This is a genomic window from Pseudoxanthomonas sp. LjRoot127, from assembly GCF_964253495.1.
Taxonomy (GTDB): domain Bacteria; phylum Pseudomonadota; class Gammaproteobacteria; order Xanthomonadales; family Xanthomonadaceae; genus Pseudoxanthomonas_A.
The window spans coordinates 1472329-1489557 of the sequence record NZ_CAXUQR020000001.1; the positions used below are offsets into that span (position 1 = coordinate 1472329).

A 17229-nucleotide genomic window follows, 5' to 3' on the forward strand; every position below is an offset into this window, starting at 1 on the left:
CCCGCCCTACGCTAGACTCGCGGCTCCATTGTCCATCTGATCGAACATGCGCCTGGGCCTGGCTGCCAACCGCCTGCACCACCATACCGAAGATGCGGCGCTGTTCCGCTGGCTGCGGGCCTGCGAGCCCGGCATCCGCGACCTTCAGCTGGCCTTGCATGCGGTCGGCCGCACGCACGATGCGATCGCCGCCGCCGGCATGCTGCGCGGCTACGATGGGCTCAAGCGGTATCCGTACGGCCGCGACGGCGGACTGATGAAGCTGGTGGCGGAAGTCGTCGGGCTGGAAGGCGCCGAACGCAGCCTCGATGGTGCGATCTACTTCATCGATCCGGTCGATCCGTCCTCGATCTTCCCCGAAGCCACGGCGCTGAAGCGCCAGTGCGTGATCCACGGCAAGCCGTTCCTGTCGACGGTCGCCTCGGCGCGCGACTGGATCGAGATGGAACGCATCCATGCCGGCTTCGCCCCCGACCGCGGCGCCGATCGTTTCCATGCGCTGGAATCGCAGACGCTGGCACTGATCGCACACGATGCGATGAAGCCGCAGATGCTCGCGTTCGCCGACGCGCACTTCGACGTGCTGTCCCGCTTCGCGCACCGCATGGCGACCGGGACCACCGGCCTGCGCCTCAACGAACTGGCGTGGAGCCGCGGCTGGCCGCAGGACGTGCCCTGGGTGGAACGCTTCCAGAGCGGCCCGCTTGGCGGCGACGCGCAGATCGCCGACCGCGTTCTGGAGCATCGCTGCCAACGCGTGATCTTCTTCGAGGATCCGCACGTGGCGCGCCAGCACGAAGCCGACATCCAGTTGCTGGAGCGCGCCGTGACCACGGTGACCGACGAGGCGGTGTGCACCACGTCGCTGGCCGTGGCGAAGCGATGGTGCGAGGCCGTCGGAAAGCGGCAGTCGGCTGTTGTGGTAGCGACGTAAGTCGCGAAAGCGCGCGGCGGATCGTCGCCATCCTTTTTGCACCGTGAAATGCCCATCGGAGTTGGCTGAAAATGCCCATCGGAGTTCGCTGAAAAAGCGTTCGCGACTCACGTCGCTCCCACATGAGTAACCGCTCCATGGAATCTCCCTCCCGCCACCTGCTGAAGGATCTCTCGCTGTCCGCCATCGCGGCCGGCTTCGTCACCGTGCTGGTCGGCTTCGCGAGTTCGGCCGTGATCGTGTTCCAGGCGGCGCAGTCGCTGGGCGCCTCGCCGGAAGAAATCTCGTCGTGGATGTGGGCGCTCGGCCTGGGCATGGGCCTGACGTGCATCGGCCTGTCGTTGCGTTACCGGATGCCGGTGGTGACGGCGTGGTCCACGCCCGGCGCGGCCATGCTGATCAGCAGCGTCGCCGGGCTGCCGCTGTCGGATGCGATCGGCGCGTTCCTGCTGTCGGCGTTGCTGATCGCCGTGTGCGGATTCTCGGGCTTCTTCGAACGGATGATCAGCCGCATCCCGGTATCGCTGGCGTCCGGCATGCTGGCCGGCGTGCTGCTGCGCTTCGGCATCGACGCGTTCGCGTCCATGAAGACGCAACTGGGCATGGTGCTGACGATGTTCGCGGCCTACCTGCTCGCCCGCCGTCTGCTGCCCCGCTACGCGGTGATCCTGACGTTGCTGGTCGGCATCTCTATCGCCGGCGCGCTCGGCTTGCTGCGCATCGACGGTCTGTCGTTGCAACTGGCGAAGCCGATCTTCACCACGCCGACGTTCTCGTTCGCGGCGGTCGTCGGTATCGCCTTGCCCTTGTTCATCGTGACGATGGCCTCGCAGAACGTCCCCGGCGTGGCGGTGATCCGCGCATCTGGATATCCGATTCCGATTTCGCCTGTCGTCGGTTGGACCGGCGTGGTCAACCTGGTGCTGGCGCCGTTCGGTGCGTTCGCGCTCAACCTGGCGGCGATCACGGCGGCGATCTGCATGGGCCGCGAAGCGCACGAAGATGCCGCGCGTCGTTACGTCGCGGCCATCGCGGCCGGCGTGTTCTACGTGCTCGTAGGTCTGTTCGGCGCGACGGTGGCGGCGCTCTTCGCCGCCTTTCCGAAGGAACTGATCCTCGCCATCGCCGGCATCGCATTGCTGGGCACCATCGGCAACAGCCTGGCCGCCGCATTGCGCGAGGAAGCGGAGCGCGAGCCCGCGCTGGTGACCTTCCTCGTGACGGCATCGGGCTTGTCGCTCGCGGGCATCGGTTCCGCGTTCTGGGGCCTGGTCGCGGGCGTGGTGACGCTGCTGGTATTGCGCCGCACCTGAGCCTCGTTCGCGTTCCGCTCATGCGGGTGAAAGCGGCGTGGAGTGTTCATTTTCAACGGCACGGATTCACCTGGGGGTGATGCGGGCGTGGGCAGGATTCGGTCCACGCCATCCCATAGGAGATTTCCATGCAGACCATCCGTTACCGCCATCGCCTGTTGACGCTCGCCGCGCTTGCCGCACTGTCGGGCGCCGCGTTCGCTCAGGCGCCAGCGCCGACCGCAGGCAAGGACGCGCTGAAGGAGCCGCAGGTGCGCGCGCTGCTCACCGAGAAGGGCTACACGAACATCGACGATCTCGATTTCGAGGACGGCCAGTGGGAAACCGATGCGACCAGCGCCAACGGCGACCGCGTCGACGTGCGCATCAATCCGGCCAGCGGCGACATCGTGGCCGAGAAGCTGGTGTCCAACCTCAGCGAGAACGATGTCAAGGCGAAGCTCGCCGCCGCCGGCTATTCCAAGGTGCACGACGTGGACTTCGACGACGGCGTCTGGAAGGCCGAGGCCGAGCGCGCCGACGGCAATGACGTCGAGATCCACCTGGCCGCCAACACCGGCGAAATCATCCACGTGGAGAACGATTGATCCAGCGCGCTTGTCGCGCAACGAAGAAGGCCGCCCCAGGGCGGCCTTCTTTCATGTCATCGGCGCCTGCGGCTTGGGACGCGCAAATCGCCATCCCACCAGCATGCCGCAGAACAGCAGGATCGCAGCAAGAAACCACGGGGCGCCGGGGACATGGGCGGGCGCGGATTTTCCGATGAACAGCGCGAACGTCCCCGCGAACATCATCGGGCCGATGACGCCCGCCAGGCTTGCGAGACTCATCAACGCGCCCTGCATGCGCCCCTGCTCGCGCTCATCCACTTCACGCGTGATCAACGACTGTGTCGCGGGCGTGGCCAGCGCCCATAGCGCACTGATGGGCAATCCGAGCAGGAAGGCGGTACCGACTGGTGCCCACCCGTAAACGACGAAACCGAGCGCACCACATGCCAGGCCAAGCAATAGTGTCCTGCGCTCGCCGAGTCTTTTCACCACGCGACCGATCAGCATGGCGTTCACGATGACGCTCAGGATGCCCACCGCTGCCAACACCCAGCCGACCTCCTTCGGACCCCATTGGAAGCGGTAGCCGGCGAACAACACGAATACGCTGGGATAGACGAAGTGAGCGAGGTTCGCGATGAAGACGACGGCGACCAGGCCGAGCACCTGCGGATAGCGCTTGAGCAATACCAACGAACCGAAGGGGTTCGCGTGCTTCCAATCGATGCGGCTGGTCCGCTTTTCCGGCGCAAGCGATTCGGGAAGCACGAACCAACCGTAGAGGAAGTTCAACATCGCCAACCCTGCGGAGAACCAGAACGGAAGACGCAGATCGATGTCCCCCAGCGCACCACCGATCAGGGGACCGATGACGAACCCTACGCCGAACGCCGCGCCGATCATGCCGAAGGCCTGTGCGCGCCGCTCCGGCGGGGTGACGTCGGCGATGTAAGCATTCGCCGTCGTGAAGCTCGCCGAGAACACACCCGAGAAGACTCGCGCCAGCAGGAGCAGCGGCAGGGTGCCGGCGACCGCCATCAATACGAAGTCGGCACCCAGGCCCAGGCACGAGAGAAGGATCACCGGCCGGCGTCCGAATCGGTCGGACAACGCGCCCTGCACCGGCGAGCTGATGAACTGGATGGCATAGAACACCGTGCCGAAGATACCCACCCAGATCGCAGCGCGCGCCGCATCCCCACCGGTGAACTGCTTCACCAGATCCGGCAACACCGGGATGATCACGCCGAACGACAGGATGTCGATCAGCACCGTGACGAAGATGAAGATCAGAGCGGCGCGGCGGCCGGCGTGTGCGGGAGCTTCGGCGTTCACGGAGCGGACCGGCGAAAAGGTGCGCAAGTGTAGGGCATGTCGCGCCTTGTGGTCCCCCTGTGGGAGCGACGTCAGTCGCGACGGCAAAGCCCGCACGTCGCAAAAAAGCCGTCGAGTCCGAGAAACCGCGCTGACCAAGAAGGACGTGACGGCGTAGGACGTGGGGTCGCGACTGACGTCGCTCCTACAACGGTGCTGCGGAGATCACGTGGCTCAGCCGATGGCGCTGGCCGGGTTCCAGTTCGATCGCGTCTTCGGCGGCATTCGCGGCTTCCAGGCAGACGAAGGTCCGCCAGCCGTCGCCGGGCATGTCCGCGATGGTGGCCGCACCGGCGTCGCCCGGGTTCCAGACCACCAGCGAACGACTGCCGAAGGTGTCCAGTCGGATGCGGCGGCGGCCGGCGGGATCGATGAGGTCGAATCGATGGCCGGTGCCGGTATAGATCCGGTCGCTGCGGCCCGGGTCGCGCGGGTCGTGCAGCGTCCAGTCGCCGGCTTGCACGTGCGTGCCGCCGGCGTACTTGTCCGCATAGCGCAGGCCATCGAGGCCCGTGACGCGCACCTGTGCCGCGTCGGCCACGCGGAAATACGTGTGGAGCGCCTGGGTCAGCACGACCGGCGCCTCACCGCGATGGAGCGTGTCCAGGCTCTGCCGGAGGTCGCGGCCGACGTGCACAGTCTGGATCAGTTCGAGCGGCACGCCATCCCGCAGCGGCAACGCGAGCTTGAGCACCACGCTGCCATCGGCTTCGCGCCGCACGTCCGTCAGCGGCCAGCGCGATACGCGTGCATGACCGTGCTGGGGTGCATCGTCGGGTTGTCCCTGCCGGCCGAAGTAGGGCCAGCACACCGGCACGCCGCCGCGGATCGAATTCGGCGGCAAGGCCGTGGCCGGCGACACCCAGAGCAGGTCGTCGAATCCCGTCGGTGCGAACGACAGCACCTGCCCGCCGTGCAGACTGACGCGAGCAAGGGACATCGGGGTTTCCACCCGCAGCACGTCGATGTCCTGCCAGCGTTCCTGGGTCACGCCTTCGGGTAATGCACTCACGGCTTTCGCGGCTCCGGTGGCGCGACGGGCGGCCCTTCCGCCTTCAGCGCGGCGAGTACTTTCGCACCGGCCCGGCCGTCCGCGGGCTGCAGGCCCAGGCGCTGCTGTTCGACTACGATCGCGCGCCGCGTCTGCGTGCCGATCATGCCGTCTGCCGTGCCGATCGCGTGGCCTCGCGCGAGCAGCAGCGTCTGCAGTTCGCGGCGCTGCGGACGACCCAGGCCGGGATCGTCCGTCGGCCAGGGCGTCACCAGTCCCGTGCCGCCACGCAGGCGATCGGCCAACAGCGCGATGGCCAGTGCATAGCTTTCGGCCGCGTTATAGGAATAGATGGCGTCGTAGTTCTTGAACACGACGAAGGCGGGACCATTGATGCCCGTGGGTACCAGAATGGCCGCGTTGCGATCATCGGCGGGCAACGGCTGTCCGTCGACGCGCGAGATGCCCTGCGTGACCCACGCGGCCAGGGGCTTGCGGTTCGTGCGCCCTGCCTGCGCGAGGTCGAAACCGGCAGGCAGCGTCACCTCATGGCCCCACGACTCACCGATGCGCCAACCCAACTTCACCAGGTAGTTCGCGGTCGATGCCAGCGCGTCGGGAATGCTGTCGATCAGGTTGCGGCGACCGTCGCCATCGAAATCGACGGCGATGCGTTCGTAAGTGCTCGGCATGAACTGCGTGTGCCCGAACGCGCCGGCCCACGAGCCAGTCAATCCTTCCACCCGTACGTCGCCGGACTGCAGCAGCTTCAACGTGGTCAGGAATTCGCCCCGGAAGAACGCCTGCCTGCGACCGAAGCACGAGAGCGTGGACAACGACACCAGCAGCGGTCGCTTCCCGAACACGCGCCCATAGTCGCTCTCCACGCCCCATACCGCGACCACGGTGGCGGGATCCACGCCATACGCCTGCGAGACACGACCCAGCAGGTCCGCATGCGTCACCAGCATTGCCCGCCCGTCCGCCACGCGCTGGTCGTCGACCAGCGCCGCCAGGTAATCCCACAGTGGCGTGGTGAACTCCGGCTGTGCATCCAGCAGGTCCAACACGCTCATGTCGGCGGCCAGATCCTTCGCGTACGTGTCGAACGTGGCCGTCGCTATGCCCTGCTTCTCGGCGACGCCGCGCAACGTGGTCATGCAGGCGGCGAAGACCGGGTCGACCACGGGAACGGCGACCGGCGGCACGCCGGGGGCGGACGCGGCAGGTGCGTTCTGCGCTGCTGCCGGCAGTGCCGCCAGCAGCGCCAACCAGAGAAAGGATGCAGGTGAAGTCATGACGGCCTCCCTGGCCTTCGGGGGAGCGGTCACTTTGCCTTGCGGAAAGATCGAAGCCAAGCCGCGCAGGGCCGGCGCGGAGACCAAGGACCGAAACAACGAATCAGCGCACGATCACCCGATGTTCCACCACTTCCACCGGCGGCACGGTCTCCCACGACCGCCGGTACACCATCCGCACCGTGGTCTCGCCTGCCTTGTCCGCACGGAACCACCAGCGCGCGATCGAGGACGCACCCGGCATGGGCGGCTGCGTGTCCATCGGCGGCGGCGTGGCCGGACCGGTGGTGCGCGACAGCACCGGCGCGCCGTCGGACGTGAATTCCCACGCGTACCCCGTGCTCGCGTTCGACATCAGCGCAATCTCCAGCACTTGGCCTACCTGCATCACGACGGCGCCCTCGCCTTGCGGACGGACCAGGCCATCGTCCGCAGGCGGGGTGGGACGCGGCCCGTCATCGCTGGCAGTCCCGATGGCGCAGGCGGCAAGCATCACGCACAGGCCGGGCAGCAGCAGTGATCGCATGGGGAACCTCCTCGGGGAGAGGCCGTCGTTATACACCCCGGCTTTAGGGCCCGTCCGTAGAATGGCCAGCATGAACAACACTCCCCAGGATTCCTCGTTGGGCCGCGAGGTCGCGTACCCGACGCAGTACGACCCAACCCTCCTCTTCCCGATCCCGCGCCAGGGCGCGCGCGACGAGATCGGCATCGCCGCCGATGCCTTGCCGTTCGTCGGTCACGACCGCTGGCATGCGTACGAGTTGAGCTGGCTGGATGCCCGGGGCAAACCGCGCGTGGCGACCGCCACGCTGACCGTGCCGTGCACGTCGCCGTGCCTGATCGAATCCAAATCGCTCAAGCTCTATCTCAACTCGCTCAACAGCACGCGCTTCAACAGCGATGCCGCGGTGCTCGAGCGCATTGCCACCGACCTGTCGGCGCGCGCCGGCGCGGACGTGGGCGTGGTGCTCGGGCTGCCGCCGATGGCCGAGATGCCCGAAGGCGAATCGCTCGACGGGCTGGACGTGGAGATCGACCACTACGGACCACCGCGCGCCGAATTCCTCGCCGCCGATCCGGAAGCCAAGGTCAAGGAACTCCTTTCGTCGGAACTGCTGAAGTCGAATTGTCCCGTCACCGGCCAGCCCGACTGGGCGACGGTCGTGATCCGCTATGCCGGCCCGCGCATCGATCGGATCGAACTGCTGCGCTACCTGGTGAGCTTCCGCGACCACGCGGAGTTCCATGAGCAGTGCGTCGAACGGATTTTTCACGATCTGCTGGCGCACTGCCGGCCGTCGTCGCTGTCCGTCGAAGCGCGCTACACCCGTCGCGGTGGCTTGGATATCAATCCTTGGCGCGCCACCGCCGACATGAATGTCCCGCTCATGAAGCGCGATCAACGGCAGTAACGTCACTCAGCTAACAATAGAAGCGATTTCACGCACGCGCTATGGATTCTTAACAAGGCACGTGCAACGCTCTGCTCATCCCACAGCCCGCCAAGAAGGGTGGTTGCAATGAGCACAGAAAAGAAGGCTGACTTCTCTGACGTCAGCGCCAAGGTCGTTTCGACCGAGCAGATTGTCGAGAAAGCAGATTTCTCGGACGTTACGGCGCGCGTTGACAGTACCGAAGAGATTGTAGGCGAGCAGACCTACACGATCGAGAAGGGCGACACGCTCTCCAAGATCGCGAAGGAGCATTTCGGTAGCGCCAATGCGTGGAAGCAGATCTTCGAAGCTAACCGCGACACGATCGATGATCCCGACCGCATCTTCCCCGGGCAGGTCATCAAGCTTCCTCCGAAGCCCGCCGACGCCTGATCGCCACTCCACTTCATCCACAAGGATTGAACCCATGAAGCAGAACCGCATCTCTTACGCTTTGGCCGCCGCGCTGGTCGGTACCGTCGCCTTGGTCGGCTGCAAGAAAAAGGAAGAACCCGTCGTCACCCCGCCCGCCGCGGTGGAGCCGGCCCCCGCACCTGCGGAGCCGATGCCGGCGCCCGCTCCCGTCAGCGCCACGACAGTCACCGTGGGCAACACTGCCGCCGCCGACAAGTCCGTTGCCGCTGTCGGCATGTTCGGCGTCAAGGACAAGATCATCGTGTCGGTGAAGACGGATGCCACCACTCCTGCTGATGCCACCATCGAGGCGAAGCTGACCTTCCAGGACGGTCAGGAGGCCGCCAAGCAATCCACGACCGTCAAGGCCGAGGACGCAGGCACCACCAACATCGAATTCACCAAGGCCACCGATTGGCCCGCCGGCAAGTACAAGGTCGACGTGACCCTCAATGGTCAGCCGGTCGGCATGACGCAGGAAATCGAAGTCAAGTAACCCGCAAGGCAAGTCTCTCTCCCACGTGTGTGGGGCAAGCTCGGGCGTGGAGCGATCCACGCCCGCTTTTTTTGCGCGGCGCCCCGGTGGCGGACGGTTCCTACGGCAACCTTCCCCGGCACTGAAGGGTGTCCCTGGACGCTTGGGCACCATCCATACCCCCTCGTTTTGCCCTGCGTGCGGCGACACGCGACAATGGCGCGCTGACTTCCCCATCGCCCCTTGTCGAGAGTCCTGATCCCCATGTCGGATACGCCCCGCATCATCTACACCCTCACCGACGAAGCCCCGTTCCTCGCCACCCAGTCGCTGCTGCCGATCGTCGAGGCGTTCACCGCCCCCGCCGGCATCGCCGTGGAAACCCGCGACATCTCGCTGGCGGGCCGCATCCTGTCGCAGTTCCCCGAGTACCTGGCCGACGCGCAGAAGATCAGCGACGACCTGGCCGAGCTGGGCCAGCTGGCGACGCAGCCCGAAGCCAACATCATCAAGTTGCCCAACATCAGCGCATCGGTGCCGCAGCTGAAGGCCGCCATCAAGGAGCTGCAGGCCCAGGGCTACCCGCTGCCGGACTACCCGGACGAGCCGAAGGACGAGAAGGAAAAGGACGCCAAGGCCCGCTACGACAAGGTCAAGGGCAGCGCGGTGAACCCGGTGCTGCGCGAAGGCAACTCGGACCGTCGCGCGCCGCTGTCGGTGAAGAACTATGCCCGCAAGCACCCGCACCGCATGGGCGCGTGGAGCGCGGATTCCAAATCGCACGTCGCCCACATGGCGGCCGGCGATTTCTTCGGTAGCGAACAGTCGGCCACGCTGGCCAACGACGGCGCGCTGAAGATCGAACTGGTCGCCGCCGACGGCACGGTCACCGTGCTGAAGGACAAGGTGAAGGTGAAGGCCGGCGAGATCGTCGACGCCGCCTCGATGAGCCGCAAGGCGCTGGCCGCGTTCGTCGCTGCCGAGATCGCCGACGCCAAGGCCCAGGGCGTGCTGTTCTCGCTGCACCTGAAGGCCACGATGATGAAGGTCTCCGACCCGATCATGTTCGGCGTGGTCGTCAACGAGTTCTACAAGGCCGCGCTGGCCAAGCACGCTGCGGTGCTCGATCAGATCGGCTTCGACGCCAACAACGGCATCGGCGACCTGTACGCGCGCCTCGGCGCACTGCCGGCCGACCAGCAGGACGCGATCAAGGCCGACCTGCAGGCCGTCTACGCCGATGGCGCCGCGCTGGCGATGGTGAATTCCGACAAGGGCATCACCAACCTGCACGTGCCGAGCGACGTGATCGTCGACGCGTCGATGCCGGCGATGATCCGCGATTCCGGCAAGATGTGGAACGCCGAAGGCAAGCTGCAGGACACCAAGGCCGTCATCCCGGACCGCTGCTATGCGGGCATCTACCAGGCGGTGCTCGACGACTGCCGCAAGCATGGCGCCTTCGATCCCGCCACGATGGGCAGCGTGCCCAACGTCGGCCTGATGGCGCAGAAGGCCGAGGAATACGGCAGCCACGACAAGACCTTCCAGATTCCCGCCGACGGCAGCGTGCGCGTCACCGACGACGCCGGCCGGGTCGTGTTCGAGATGAAGGTCGAGGCCGGCGACATCTGGCGCATGTGCCAGACCAAGGACGCGCCGATCCAGGACTGGGTGAAGCTGGCCGTCGGCCGCGCGCGCCTGAGCAAGACGCCGGCGATCTTCTGGCTGGACAAGGACCGTGCGCACGATGCGCAGGTGATCGCCAAGGTCGAGCAGTACCTCAAGGACTACACCACCGACGCGCTCGATATCCGCATCCTGCCGCCGGTCGAGGCGATGAAGGTGTCGCTGGAACGCATCCGCAAGGGCGAGGACACCATCTCGGTGACCGGCAACGTGCTGCGCGACTACCTGACCGACCTGTTCCCGATCATGGAGCTGGGCACCAGCGCGAAGATGCTGTCGATCGTCCCGCTGATGGCCGGTGGCGGCCTGTTCGAGACCGGCGCTGGCGGCTCCGCGCCGAAGCACGTGCAGCAGTTCCTGGAAGAGGACTACCTGCGCTGGGATTCGCTGGGCGAATTCCTCGCGCTGGCCGCATCGCTGGAGCATCTGGGCCAGCGTTACCTCAACACGCCCGCCAAGGTGCTGGCCAACGCGCTGGACGTCGCCAACGGCCGCATCCTCGATGAGAACCGCTCGCCCGCGCGCAAGGTCGGTGAGCTCGACAACCGCGGCAGCCACTTCTACCTGGCCCTGTACTGGGCGCAGGCGCTGGCCGCGCAGGACGAGAATGCCGAACTGAAGGCGAAGTTCGCGCCGCTGGCGAAGGCCCTGGCCGACAACGAAGCCACGATTCTCGGCGAGTTGAACGGCGCGCAGGGCAAGGCGCTCGATATCGGGGGCTACTACCACCCCGACATCGCCAAGACCGCCGCCGCGATGCGTCCCAGCAAGACCTTCAACGACGCACTGGCGACGCTGTCGGCCTGAGGTCTATCGCTTTCTCCGCCGCATCCAACGCCCGGCCCTGTGCCGGGCGTTGTGTTTCATGCGGACACAGGCTCGCCAGCCGTCCGCGCGCGAAGCTTCGATTTACGTGAAGGGCTTCCACCCGGCCCGCCATAATTCGTGGGAGCGACGTCAGTCGCGATGGGCCATCGCGGCGGTTCATCGCGACTGACGTCGCTCCCACGCTGGCGGGCGCTCACCGGAACAGCGACAACGAGGTCATAGCACGCAGCCGGCGGGCGCTGAGCCGCTGGATCGCTTCGCGATGCCGGGCCTGGCCAGGCGCATCGTGGACATGGTGCCGGTGGGCGGGTTCGGGCGGCGGGCTGTCGGTGTGGGCGATGTGACCCTGCAGGAACAGCATTCCCTGGCTCATTCCACCCAGCTGCTGCCACCACTGCTTCCTGATTCCGGTTTGCATGGGACTGCTCCGTGGCGCCGGTGTCCGGCTTGAAGGACTCCCAAGGTAGGCGCATGATCGGCCCCGAAAAAGCGAAAGCTCCGCAAGCCAGCCTTGAGGTGGATTCAAGATGAGCCGACTGCCGCTGGATCAGGTGGACGCCTTCGTCACGGCCGCGCGCCTGCGCAACCTCACCCGCGCCGCCGAGGCCATGCACCTGACCGTCAGCGCGTTGAGCCATCGCATGCGGCTGCTGGAGCAGCGGCTCGGCCACAAGCTGCTGGCGCGCGGACCTCGCGGCGTGGAGATGACGCCGGAAGGCCAACGCCTCTTCGATGCCATCTCCGGGCCGCTGGACACCATCGAGCATGCGCTGCGGCGCGCCACGTTGCGCAACGACCACACGGTGACGCTGAGCCTGATCCCTTCGATGGCCACGGCCTGGCTGGTGCCGCGCCTGCCGGCGTTCCTGGCCCAGCATCCGGAGCTCGGCCTCAATCTGCAATCGAGCACGCACGTGGTGGATTTCGAGCGCGAGCCGGTGGACCTGGCGCTGCGGCTCGGCGGTGGACGCTGGCCGAACGTGCACGCGGAGTTCCTCTTCCACGAATGGATCACCCCGGTCGCCAGCCCCGCCTTGCTGAAACAGCACGGCCGGCCGGCACCGGACCAGATGGCGAAGTTGCCGTTGCTGGGCGATCCGGCCAATCGATGGAAAGACTGGTTCGAGCATTTCGGCGGGCAGCCGCCGGCGCGCTATGTCGCGCAGTTCGACGACACCGAGACACTGCACCAGGCGGCGGCGCAAGGCGTGGGCGTGGCACTGGCGCGCTGGACGCTGGCCGAGCCGCTGGTGAAGGCCGGACGGCTGGTGACGCTGACGAAGAAACGGCTGCAGGCCGACTTCGCCCACTACCTGGTGTATCCGGAACGCAGCCTGGCGCACCCCGGTTTCCGCAAGGTGCGCAGCTGGCTGCTGGAGCAGGCCGGCATCGCAGTGGAGCGATGACTCCAGCGCGTGCCGGCTAACATCGCGCGCATGGTCCCCGCCGATGCCATCGCTCGCCTGATCCACGATGCCTTCGCGGATTACCACGCGCGCTTCGCCGAGATCACCCGGCGCGCGAAGATCCGGTTCGAGACGCAGGACTGGACCGCGGCCCGCCACGATGCGGTCGAACGCATCGAACTGTACGACCAGTGCATCGCCGAGTGCGCACTGCGGTTGCAGGCGGTACTGCTGGGACAGGCCCATGACCGGACGCTGTGGATCGCCGCACGTACGGCGTTCGAGAAGTTGGTCACCGGGCAGATCGACCGCGAGCTCTACAAGACCTTCTACAACACGCTGAGCCGCCGCTTCCTGCGCATCCGCGGCGTGGACCCGGCGCTGGAGTTCGTCGCGCTCGATGTGGAACCCACCGACGCGATCACCCACCCCGTCGCCCGGCACAGTTACGCAGTCTCCGAGCATCGCCCCACCGACACCTTCGCGCGCGTGCTGGCGGACTACGGCTTCGACGTGCCGTATGCGCACCGCACCCGCTGCGCGGCGGCGATCGCGGTGCGGCTGCAGGACGACCTGGCGCACTGGGGGGCGCAGCCGGTGCGCGGCATCGAACTGCTGGACACGGTGTTCTACCGCGAGCGGCGCGCCTATCTGGTCGGCCGCGTGTTCGGCGAACACCGGTTCTCGCCCTGCGTGATCGCGCTGGTGAACGACGGCGGCCAGCTCAGGGCGGAAGCCGTGCTGACCCATCGCGCCGACGTGGCGCACCTGTTCGGCACCTCGCGTAGTTATTTCCACGCCGACCTGTCGACGGTCGGCGATGCGGTCGTGTTCCTGCGCTCGTTGTTGCCGGGCAAGCCGATCGACGAGATCTACACCGTGCTCGGCCGCGCCAAGCAGGGCAAGACCGAACGCTACCGCACGTTCTTCCACCATTTCGCCGCGCATCCGGACGAACGGCTGGTGCATGCCGAAGGCACGCCCGGCATGGTGATGGCGGTGTTCACCCTGCCCAGCTACCCGCTGGTGTTCAAGGTGATCCGCGACCGGTTCGCCTATCCGAAGGCGATGAGCCGGCAGGACGTGGAAGACAAGTACGACCTGGTCTTCCACCTGGATCGCGTCGGCCGGCTGCTGGACACGCAGGCATTCCGCTTCCTGCGCTTTCCGCGTGCTCGGTTCGCGCCGGCCTTGCTGCAGGAATTGCGCGAGAGCTGCGCACAGAGCATCAGCGAAGACGGCGACGACCTCGTCATCGCGCTGTGCTACGTGCAGCGCCGGTTGCGGCCGTTGAACCTCTACCTGCGCGAGCAGAAGCCCGAGGCCGCGCGCGCCGCCGCGCTCGACTACGGGCAGGCCATCAAGGACATGGCGCGGAACAACATCTTCCCCGGCGACATGCTGCTGAAGAACTTCGGCTTGTCCCGGCACGGACGCGTGGTCTTCTACGACTACGACGAATTGCGACTGGTCACCGACTGCCAATTCCGCGACTGGCCGCAGGCGGAGAGCTACGAAGAACAGATGGCCGATGCGCCGTGGTTCCATGTGGACGCCGGTGATGTGTTCCCGGAGCGGTTCCCGCAGTTCCTCGGCCTGCCCGAGCCGCAGGCGAAGGCACTGAAGGCCGCGTATGGCGCGCTGTTCCAGCCTGGCTGGTGGCGCGACCTTCAGTCGCACCTCGCCGCGGGCGACTATCCGGATACTCCGCCTTACCCGGACACGCTCAAGCTCGCGTGACCGCGCGCATGCCCCTGCAACAGGCGGCGCGTTACCCTAGCCGCCACGTGGAGACCGCCTTCCCGCCATGAGTACCTACCGCCTCGACTCGATCTTCCGCCCACGCGCCGTCGCCGTGGTCGGCAGCCAGTCGCGTCCTCGCTCGGTGGGCCGCGCGGTGGTGGAGAACCTGCTCAACGCCGGCTTCGCCGGTCCCATCGGCCTGGTCAACAAGCATCCGTCGCCGATGGACGGCGTGGCGACGGTGCGCCACCTGCGCGACCTGCCGTGGACGCCGGATTTGGTCGTGATCGCCACCCCGGCGGCGACGGTGCCGCAGCTGGCCGCCGAAGCCGCGGAGAAAGGCGCGGCTGCCGTGGTCGTGCTCACCGCGGCGATGGGCAGCGGCCCCGGTTCGCCGGCCGCGCAACTGGAAGCGCTGACGCGCGAGAAGGGCCTGCGCGTGCTGGGTCCGAACTGCCTCGGTGTGATCGCGCCGCATGCGCGCCTCAATGCCAGCCTGGCGAGTCGTTTCCCGAAGGCCGGCGACCTCGCGCTGATTTCGCAATCCGGTGCGATTTCCGGCGGCCTGGTGGAATGGAGCATGAGCCAACCGGTCGGCTTCTCCGCCGTCGTGTCGCTGGGCGATGCGCTGGATGTCGACTTCGCCGACCTGCTGGACTACTTCGCCACCGACCACCGCACGCGCGCGATCCTGTTGTACGTGGAAGCGATCCGCGACGCGCGCAAGTTCATGTCCGCCGCGCGTGCGGCCGCGCGCACCAAGCCCGTGGTCGTGGTGAAGTCCGGCCACGGCGGCCGCGCCCAGGTGACGCCTTCCGGCAGCACGCATACGCAGAATCTCGCGCGTCCCAACGCCGTGTACGGTGCAGCGTTCCGTCGTGCCGGCCTGCTGCGCGTGCGCTCGCTGCACGAACTGTTCGCCGCTGCGCGCACGCTGGGCCAGGTACGCCCGTTCCACGGCCGCCGACTGGCGATCCTGACCAACGGCGGCGGGGTCGGCGCGCTGTCGGTGGACCACCTGTACGAACAGGGCGGCACGCTGGCGACACTGTCGGATGCCACCCGCGATGCACTGGACCGTCTCTTGCCGGTGGGCTGGTCGCGTACCAATCCGGTCGACCTGCTGACCGACATCGACGCGGACCGCTATGCCGCGACCATCGAAGCGCTGCTCGCCGATCCCGACAACGACGCGTTGTTGGCGGTCAACGTGCCGACCGTGCTGTCGTCGTCATCGGAAGCGGCGCATGCCGTCACGCGCGTGCTGTCGCAACGTCCTCCGCACGGCCTGCGCAAGCCGGTGTTCACCGTCTGGCTGGGTAACGATCCCCAGGCCGAAGCCGTCCTCGACGCCGCCCAGATACCGCGCTATCCGAACGAGTCCGATGCGGTCGCCGGCTTCATGCACCTGGTGCGCCACCGCGAGGTGCAGGCCGCGTTGATGGAGACGCCGCCCAGCCTGCCGGAAGACTTCAGTCCCGACGTGGCGATGGCGCGCGCGCTGGTGGACAGCGCGCTGGACGCCGGCCAGACCTGGCTGGATCCGCTGGCCACCACGCAACTGCTCGCCGCCTACGGCATTCCGATGGCGCCGCTGTGGCGCGCGACCGACGCCGAGGATGCCGCGCGCATCGCTGCCCCGCTGCTCGCCGAGGGCAGGACGGTGGCGGTGAAGATCCTCTCGCCCGACATCCCGCACAAGTCGGACGTGGATGGCGTGCGCCTCAACCTGCCGAACGCACACGCCGTGCGCGAAGCTGCCGCCGGCATCCTGCTGCGTGCGCGCGAGCGCCGGCCCGAGGCACGTATCGAAGGCGTGCTGGTGCAACCGACGGTGCTGCGCCCGAAGGCGCGCGAACTGATCGCCGGCATCGCCGACGATCCCGTGTTCGGCCCGGTGATCGCGTTCGGCCGTGGCGGCACGGCCGTGGAAGTCATCAACGACCAGGCCGTCGCCCTGCCGCCGCTGGACCTGCGCCTGGCGCACGAACTGATCGCACGCACCCGTGTGTCGCGCGTATTGAAGGCGTACCGCGACGTGCCGGCGGCCGACGAGCGCGCCGTCGCGCTGGTGCTGGTGAAGCTGGCGCAGCTCGCGGCCGATATCCCGGAGATCCAGCAGCTCGACATCAACCCGCTGCTGGCCGACCGCGACGGCGTGGTCGCGGTGGACGCACGCATCGCCGTGGCGCGCGGCCGCGCCTTGCACAAGGGCCGCGGCCATCCGCGCTTCGCGATCTTCCCGTATCCGACGGAATGGGAACGGACCATCGAACTCGCCGACGGCCAGCCCGCGCTGGTCCGCCCCGTTCGGCCGGAAGACGACGCGATGTTCCGCGAGTTCTTCACCCACATCACCGACGAAGACCTGCGCCTGCGCTTCTTCCAGTCGGTGCGTCATTTCAGCCACGAATTCATCGCGCGCCTGACCCAGCTCGACTATGCGCGCTCGATCGCGCTGGTCGCGGTACATCCGAGCACCCACGAGATGCTGGGCGCGGTCCGCCTGCATGCCGACGCGAACTACGGGAAAGGCGAGTACGGCATCCTGGTGCGCTCGGACCTCAAGGGCCACGGCATCGGCTGGAAGCTGATGCAGATCATGATCGAGTACGCGCAATGGCAGGGCCTAAAGCTGATCGAAGGCCAGGTTCTGCGCGAGAACCGCACCATGCTCGCGATGTGCGAAAGCCTGGGCTTCACCGTGAAAATGGACCCGGACGACCCCACACTGATGAACGTCAGCCTGCCGGTGCCGCCCTCTTCCTGACGGAAGC

The 17229-nt window shown here is 67.1% G+C and carries 15 protein-coding genes; 10 read left to right on the forward strand and 5 right to left on the reverse strand.

All coding sequences use genetic code 11. The annotated features are described in order from the left end of the window. Positions 1 to 46 precede the first annotated feature (46 nt). The 3 genes from ACSQ19_RS06900 to ACSQ19_RS06910 all read left to right on the forward strand — a co-directional run bounded on the left by ACSQ19_RS06900 (position 47) and on the right by ACSQ19_RS06910 (position 2834). The gene (locus ACSQ19_RS06900; RefSeq protein ID WP_436000846.1) at positions 47 to 934 is read left to right on the forward strand and encodes a methylglyoxal synthase; all 888 of its coding nucleotides are present in this window, start codon (positions 47 to 49) and stop codon (positions 932 to 934) included. 137 nt (positions 935 to 1071) lie between these two features. Further along, complete coding sequence (locus ACSQ19_RS06905; protein WP_436000848.1) at positions 1072 to 2247, forward strand: benzoate/H(+) symporter BenE family transporter; 1176 nt, start codon at positions 1072 to 1074, stop codon at positions 2245 to 2247. Between the two features lie 128 nt (positions 2248 to 2375). Continuing rightward, the gene (locus ACSQ19_RS06910; RefSeq protein ID WP_093489131.1) at positions 2376 to 2834 is read left to right on the forward strand and encodes a PepSY domain-containing protein; all 459 of its coding nucleotides are present in this window, start codon (positions 2376 to 2378) and stop codon (positions 2832 to 2834) included. 51 nt (positions 2835 to 2885) lie between these two features. On the opposite strand, the gene ACSQ19_RS06915 is transcribed toward ACSQ19_RS06910, so the two are convergent. From ACSQ19_RS06915 to ACSQ19_RS06930, 4 genes are all read right to left on the reverse strand, one after another. Then, positions 2886 to 4133 (reverse strand): TCR/Tet family MFS transporter, encoded by a 1248-nt coding sequence (locus ACSQ19_RS06915; protein ID WP_436000851.1) that lies wholly within the window; start codon positions 4131 to 4133, stop codon positions 2886 to 2888. A 184-nt stretch (positions 4134 to 4317) separates the two neighbouring features. Further along, the gene (locus ACSQ19_RS06920; protein ID WP_436000853.1) at positions 4318 to 5184 is read right to left on the reverse strand and encodes a D-hexose-6-phosphate mutarotase; all 867 of its coding nucleotides are present in this window, start codon (positions 5182 to 5184) and stop codon (positions 4318 to 4320) included. After that, entirely contained in the window at positions 5181 to 6425 is a 1245-nt protein-coding gene (locus ACSQ19_RS06925; RefSeq protein WP_436001125.1) for a lytic murein transglycosylase, read from the reverse strand. The genes ACSQ19_RS06920 and ACSQ19_RS06925 overlap by 4 nt, the downstream gene beginning before the upstream one ends. A 139-nt stretch (positions 6426 to 6564) precedes the next feature. Then, the gene (locus tag ACSQ19_RS06930) at positions 6565 to 6987 is read right to left on the reverse strand and encodes a protease inhibitor I42 family protein (RefSeq protein WP_436000855.1); all 423 of its coding nucleotides are present in this window, start codon (positions 6985 to 6987) and stop codon (positions 6565 to 6567) included. A gap of 70 nt (positions 6988 to 7057) precedes the next feature. Here ACSQ19_RS06930 and queF point away from each other — a divergent pair, with 70 nt between their 5' ends. From queF to ACSQ19_RS06950, 4 genes are all read left to right on the forward strand, one after another. Next, complete coding sequence (gene queF / locus ACSQ19_RS06935) at positions 7058 to 7876, forward strand: NADPH-dependent 7-cyano-7-deazaguanine reductase QueF (RefSeq protein WP_436000857.1); 819 nt, start codon at positions 7058 to 7060, stop codon at positions 7874 to 7876. 108 nt (positions 7877 to 7984) lie between these two features. Next, complete coding sequence (locus tag ACSQ19_RS06940; protein WP_436000859.1) at positions 7985 to 8290, forward strand: LysM peptidoglycan-binding domain-containing protein; 306 nt, start codon at positions 7985 to 7987, stop codon at positions 8288 to 8290. A gap of 34 nt (positions 8291 to 8324) precedes the next feature. Further along, on the forward strand, positions 8325 to 8807 hold the full coding sequence (locus ACSQ19_RS06945; RefSeq protein WP_436000861.1) for a hypothetical protein: 483 nt from the start codon (positions 8325 to 8327) through the stop codon (positions 8805 to 8807). 243 nt (positions 8808 to 9050) lie between these two features. Beyond that, the gene (locus ACSQ19_RS06950) at positions 9051 to 11282 is read left to right on the forward strand and encodes an NADP-dependent isocitrate dehydrogenase (protein ID WP_436000864.1); all 2232 of its coding nucleotides are present in this window, start codon (positions 9051 to 9053) and stop codon (positions 11280 to 11282) included. A gap of 214 nt (positions 11283 to 11496) precedes the next feature. On the opposite strand, the gene ACSQ19_RS06955 is transcribed toward ACSQ19_RS06950, so the two are convergent. Next, positions 11497 to 11721: a hypothetical protein gene (locus ACSQ19_RS06955; protein ID WP_436000866.1), complete on the reverse strand. Its 225-nt coding sequence runs from the start codon at positions 11719 to 11721 to the stop codon at positions 11497 to 11499. Positions 11722 to 11830: 109 nt separating this feature from the next. On the opposite strand from ACSQ19_RS06955, the gene ACSQ19_RS06960 reads away from it, so the two are divergent. The 3 genes from ACSQ19_RS06960 to ACSQ19_RS06970 all read left to right on the forward strand — a co-directional run bounded on the left by ACSQ19_RS06960 (position 11831) and on the right by ACSQ19_RS06970 (position 17222). After that, positions 11831 to 12709 carry a LysR substrate-binding domain-containing protein gene (locus tag ACSQ19_RS06960; RefSeq protein ID WP_093489116.1) on the forward strand — a complete coding sequence of 293 codons (879 nt, stop codon included), beginning with the start codon at positions 11831 to 11833 and terminating at the stop codon, positions 12707 to 12709. 30 nt (positions 12710 to 12739) lie between these two features. Further along, positions 12740 to 14449, forward strand: coding sequence for a bifunctional isocitrate dehydrogenase kinase/phosphatase (gene aceK, locus ACSQ19_RS06965; protein WP_436001127.1), 1710 nt, complete (start codon positions 12740 to 12742; stop codon positions 14447 to 14449). 67 nt (positions 14450 to 14516) lie between these two features. Continuing rightward, positions 14517 to 17222: a bifunctional acetate--CoA ligase family protein/GNAT family N-acetyltransferase gene (locus ACSQ19_RS06970; protein WP_436000868.1), complete on the forward strand. Its 2706-nt coding sequence runs from the start codon at positions 14517 to 14519 to the stop codon at positions 17220 to 17222. The last annotated feature ends 7 nt before the right edge of the window (positions 17223 to 17229 follow it).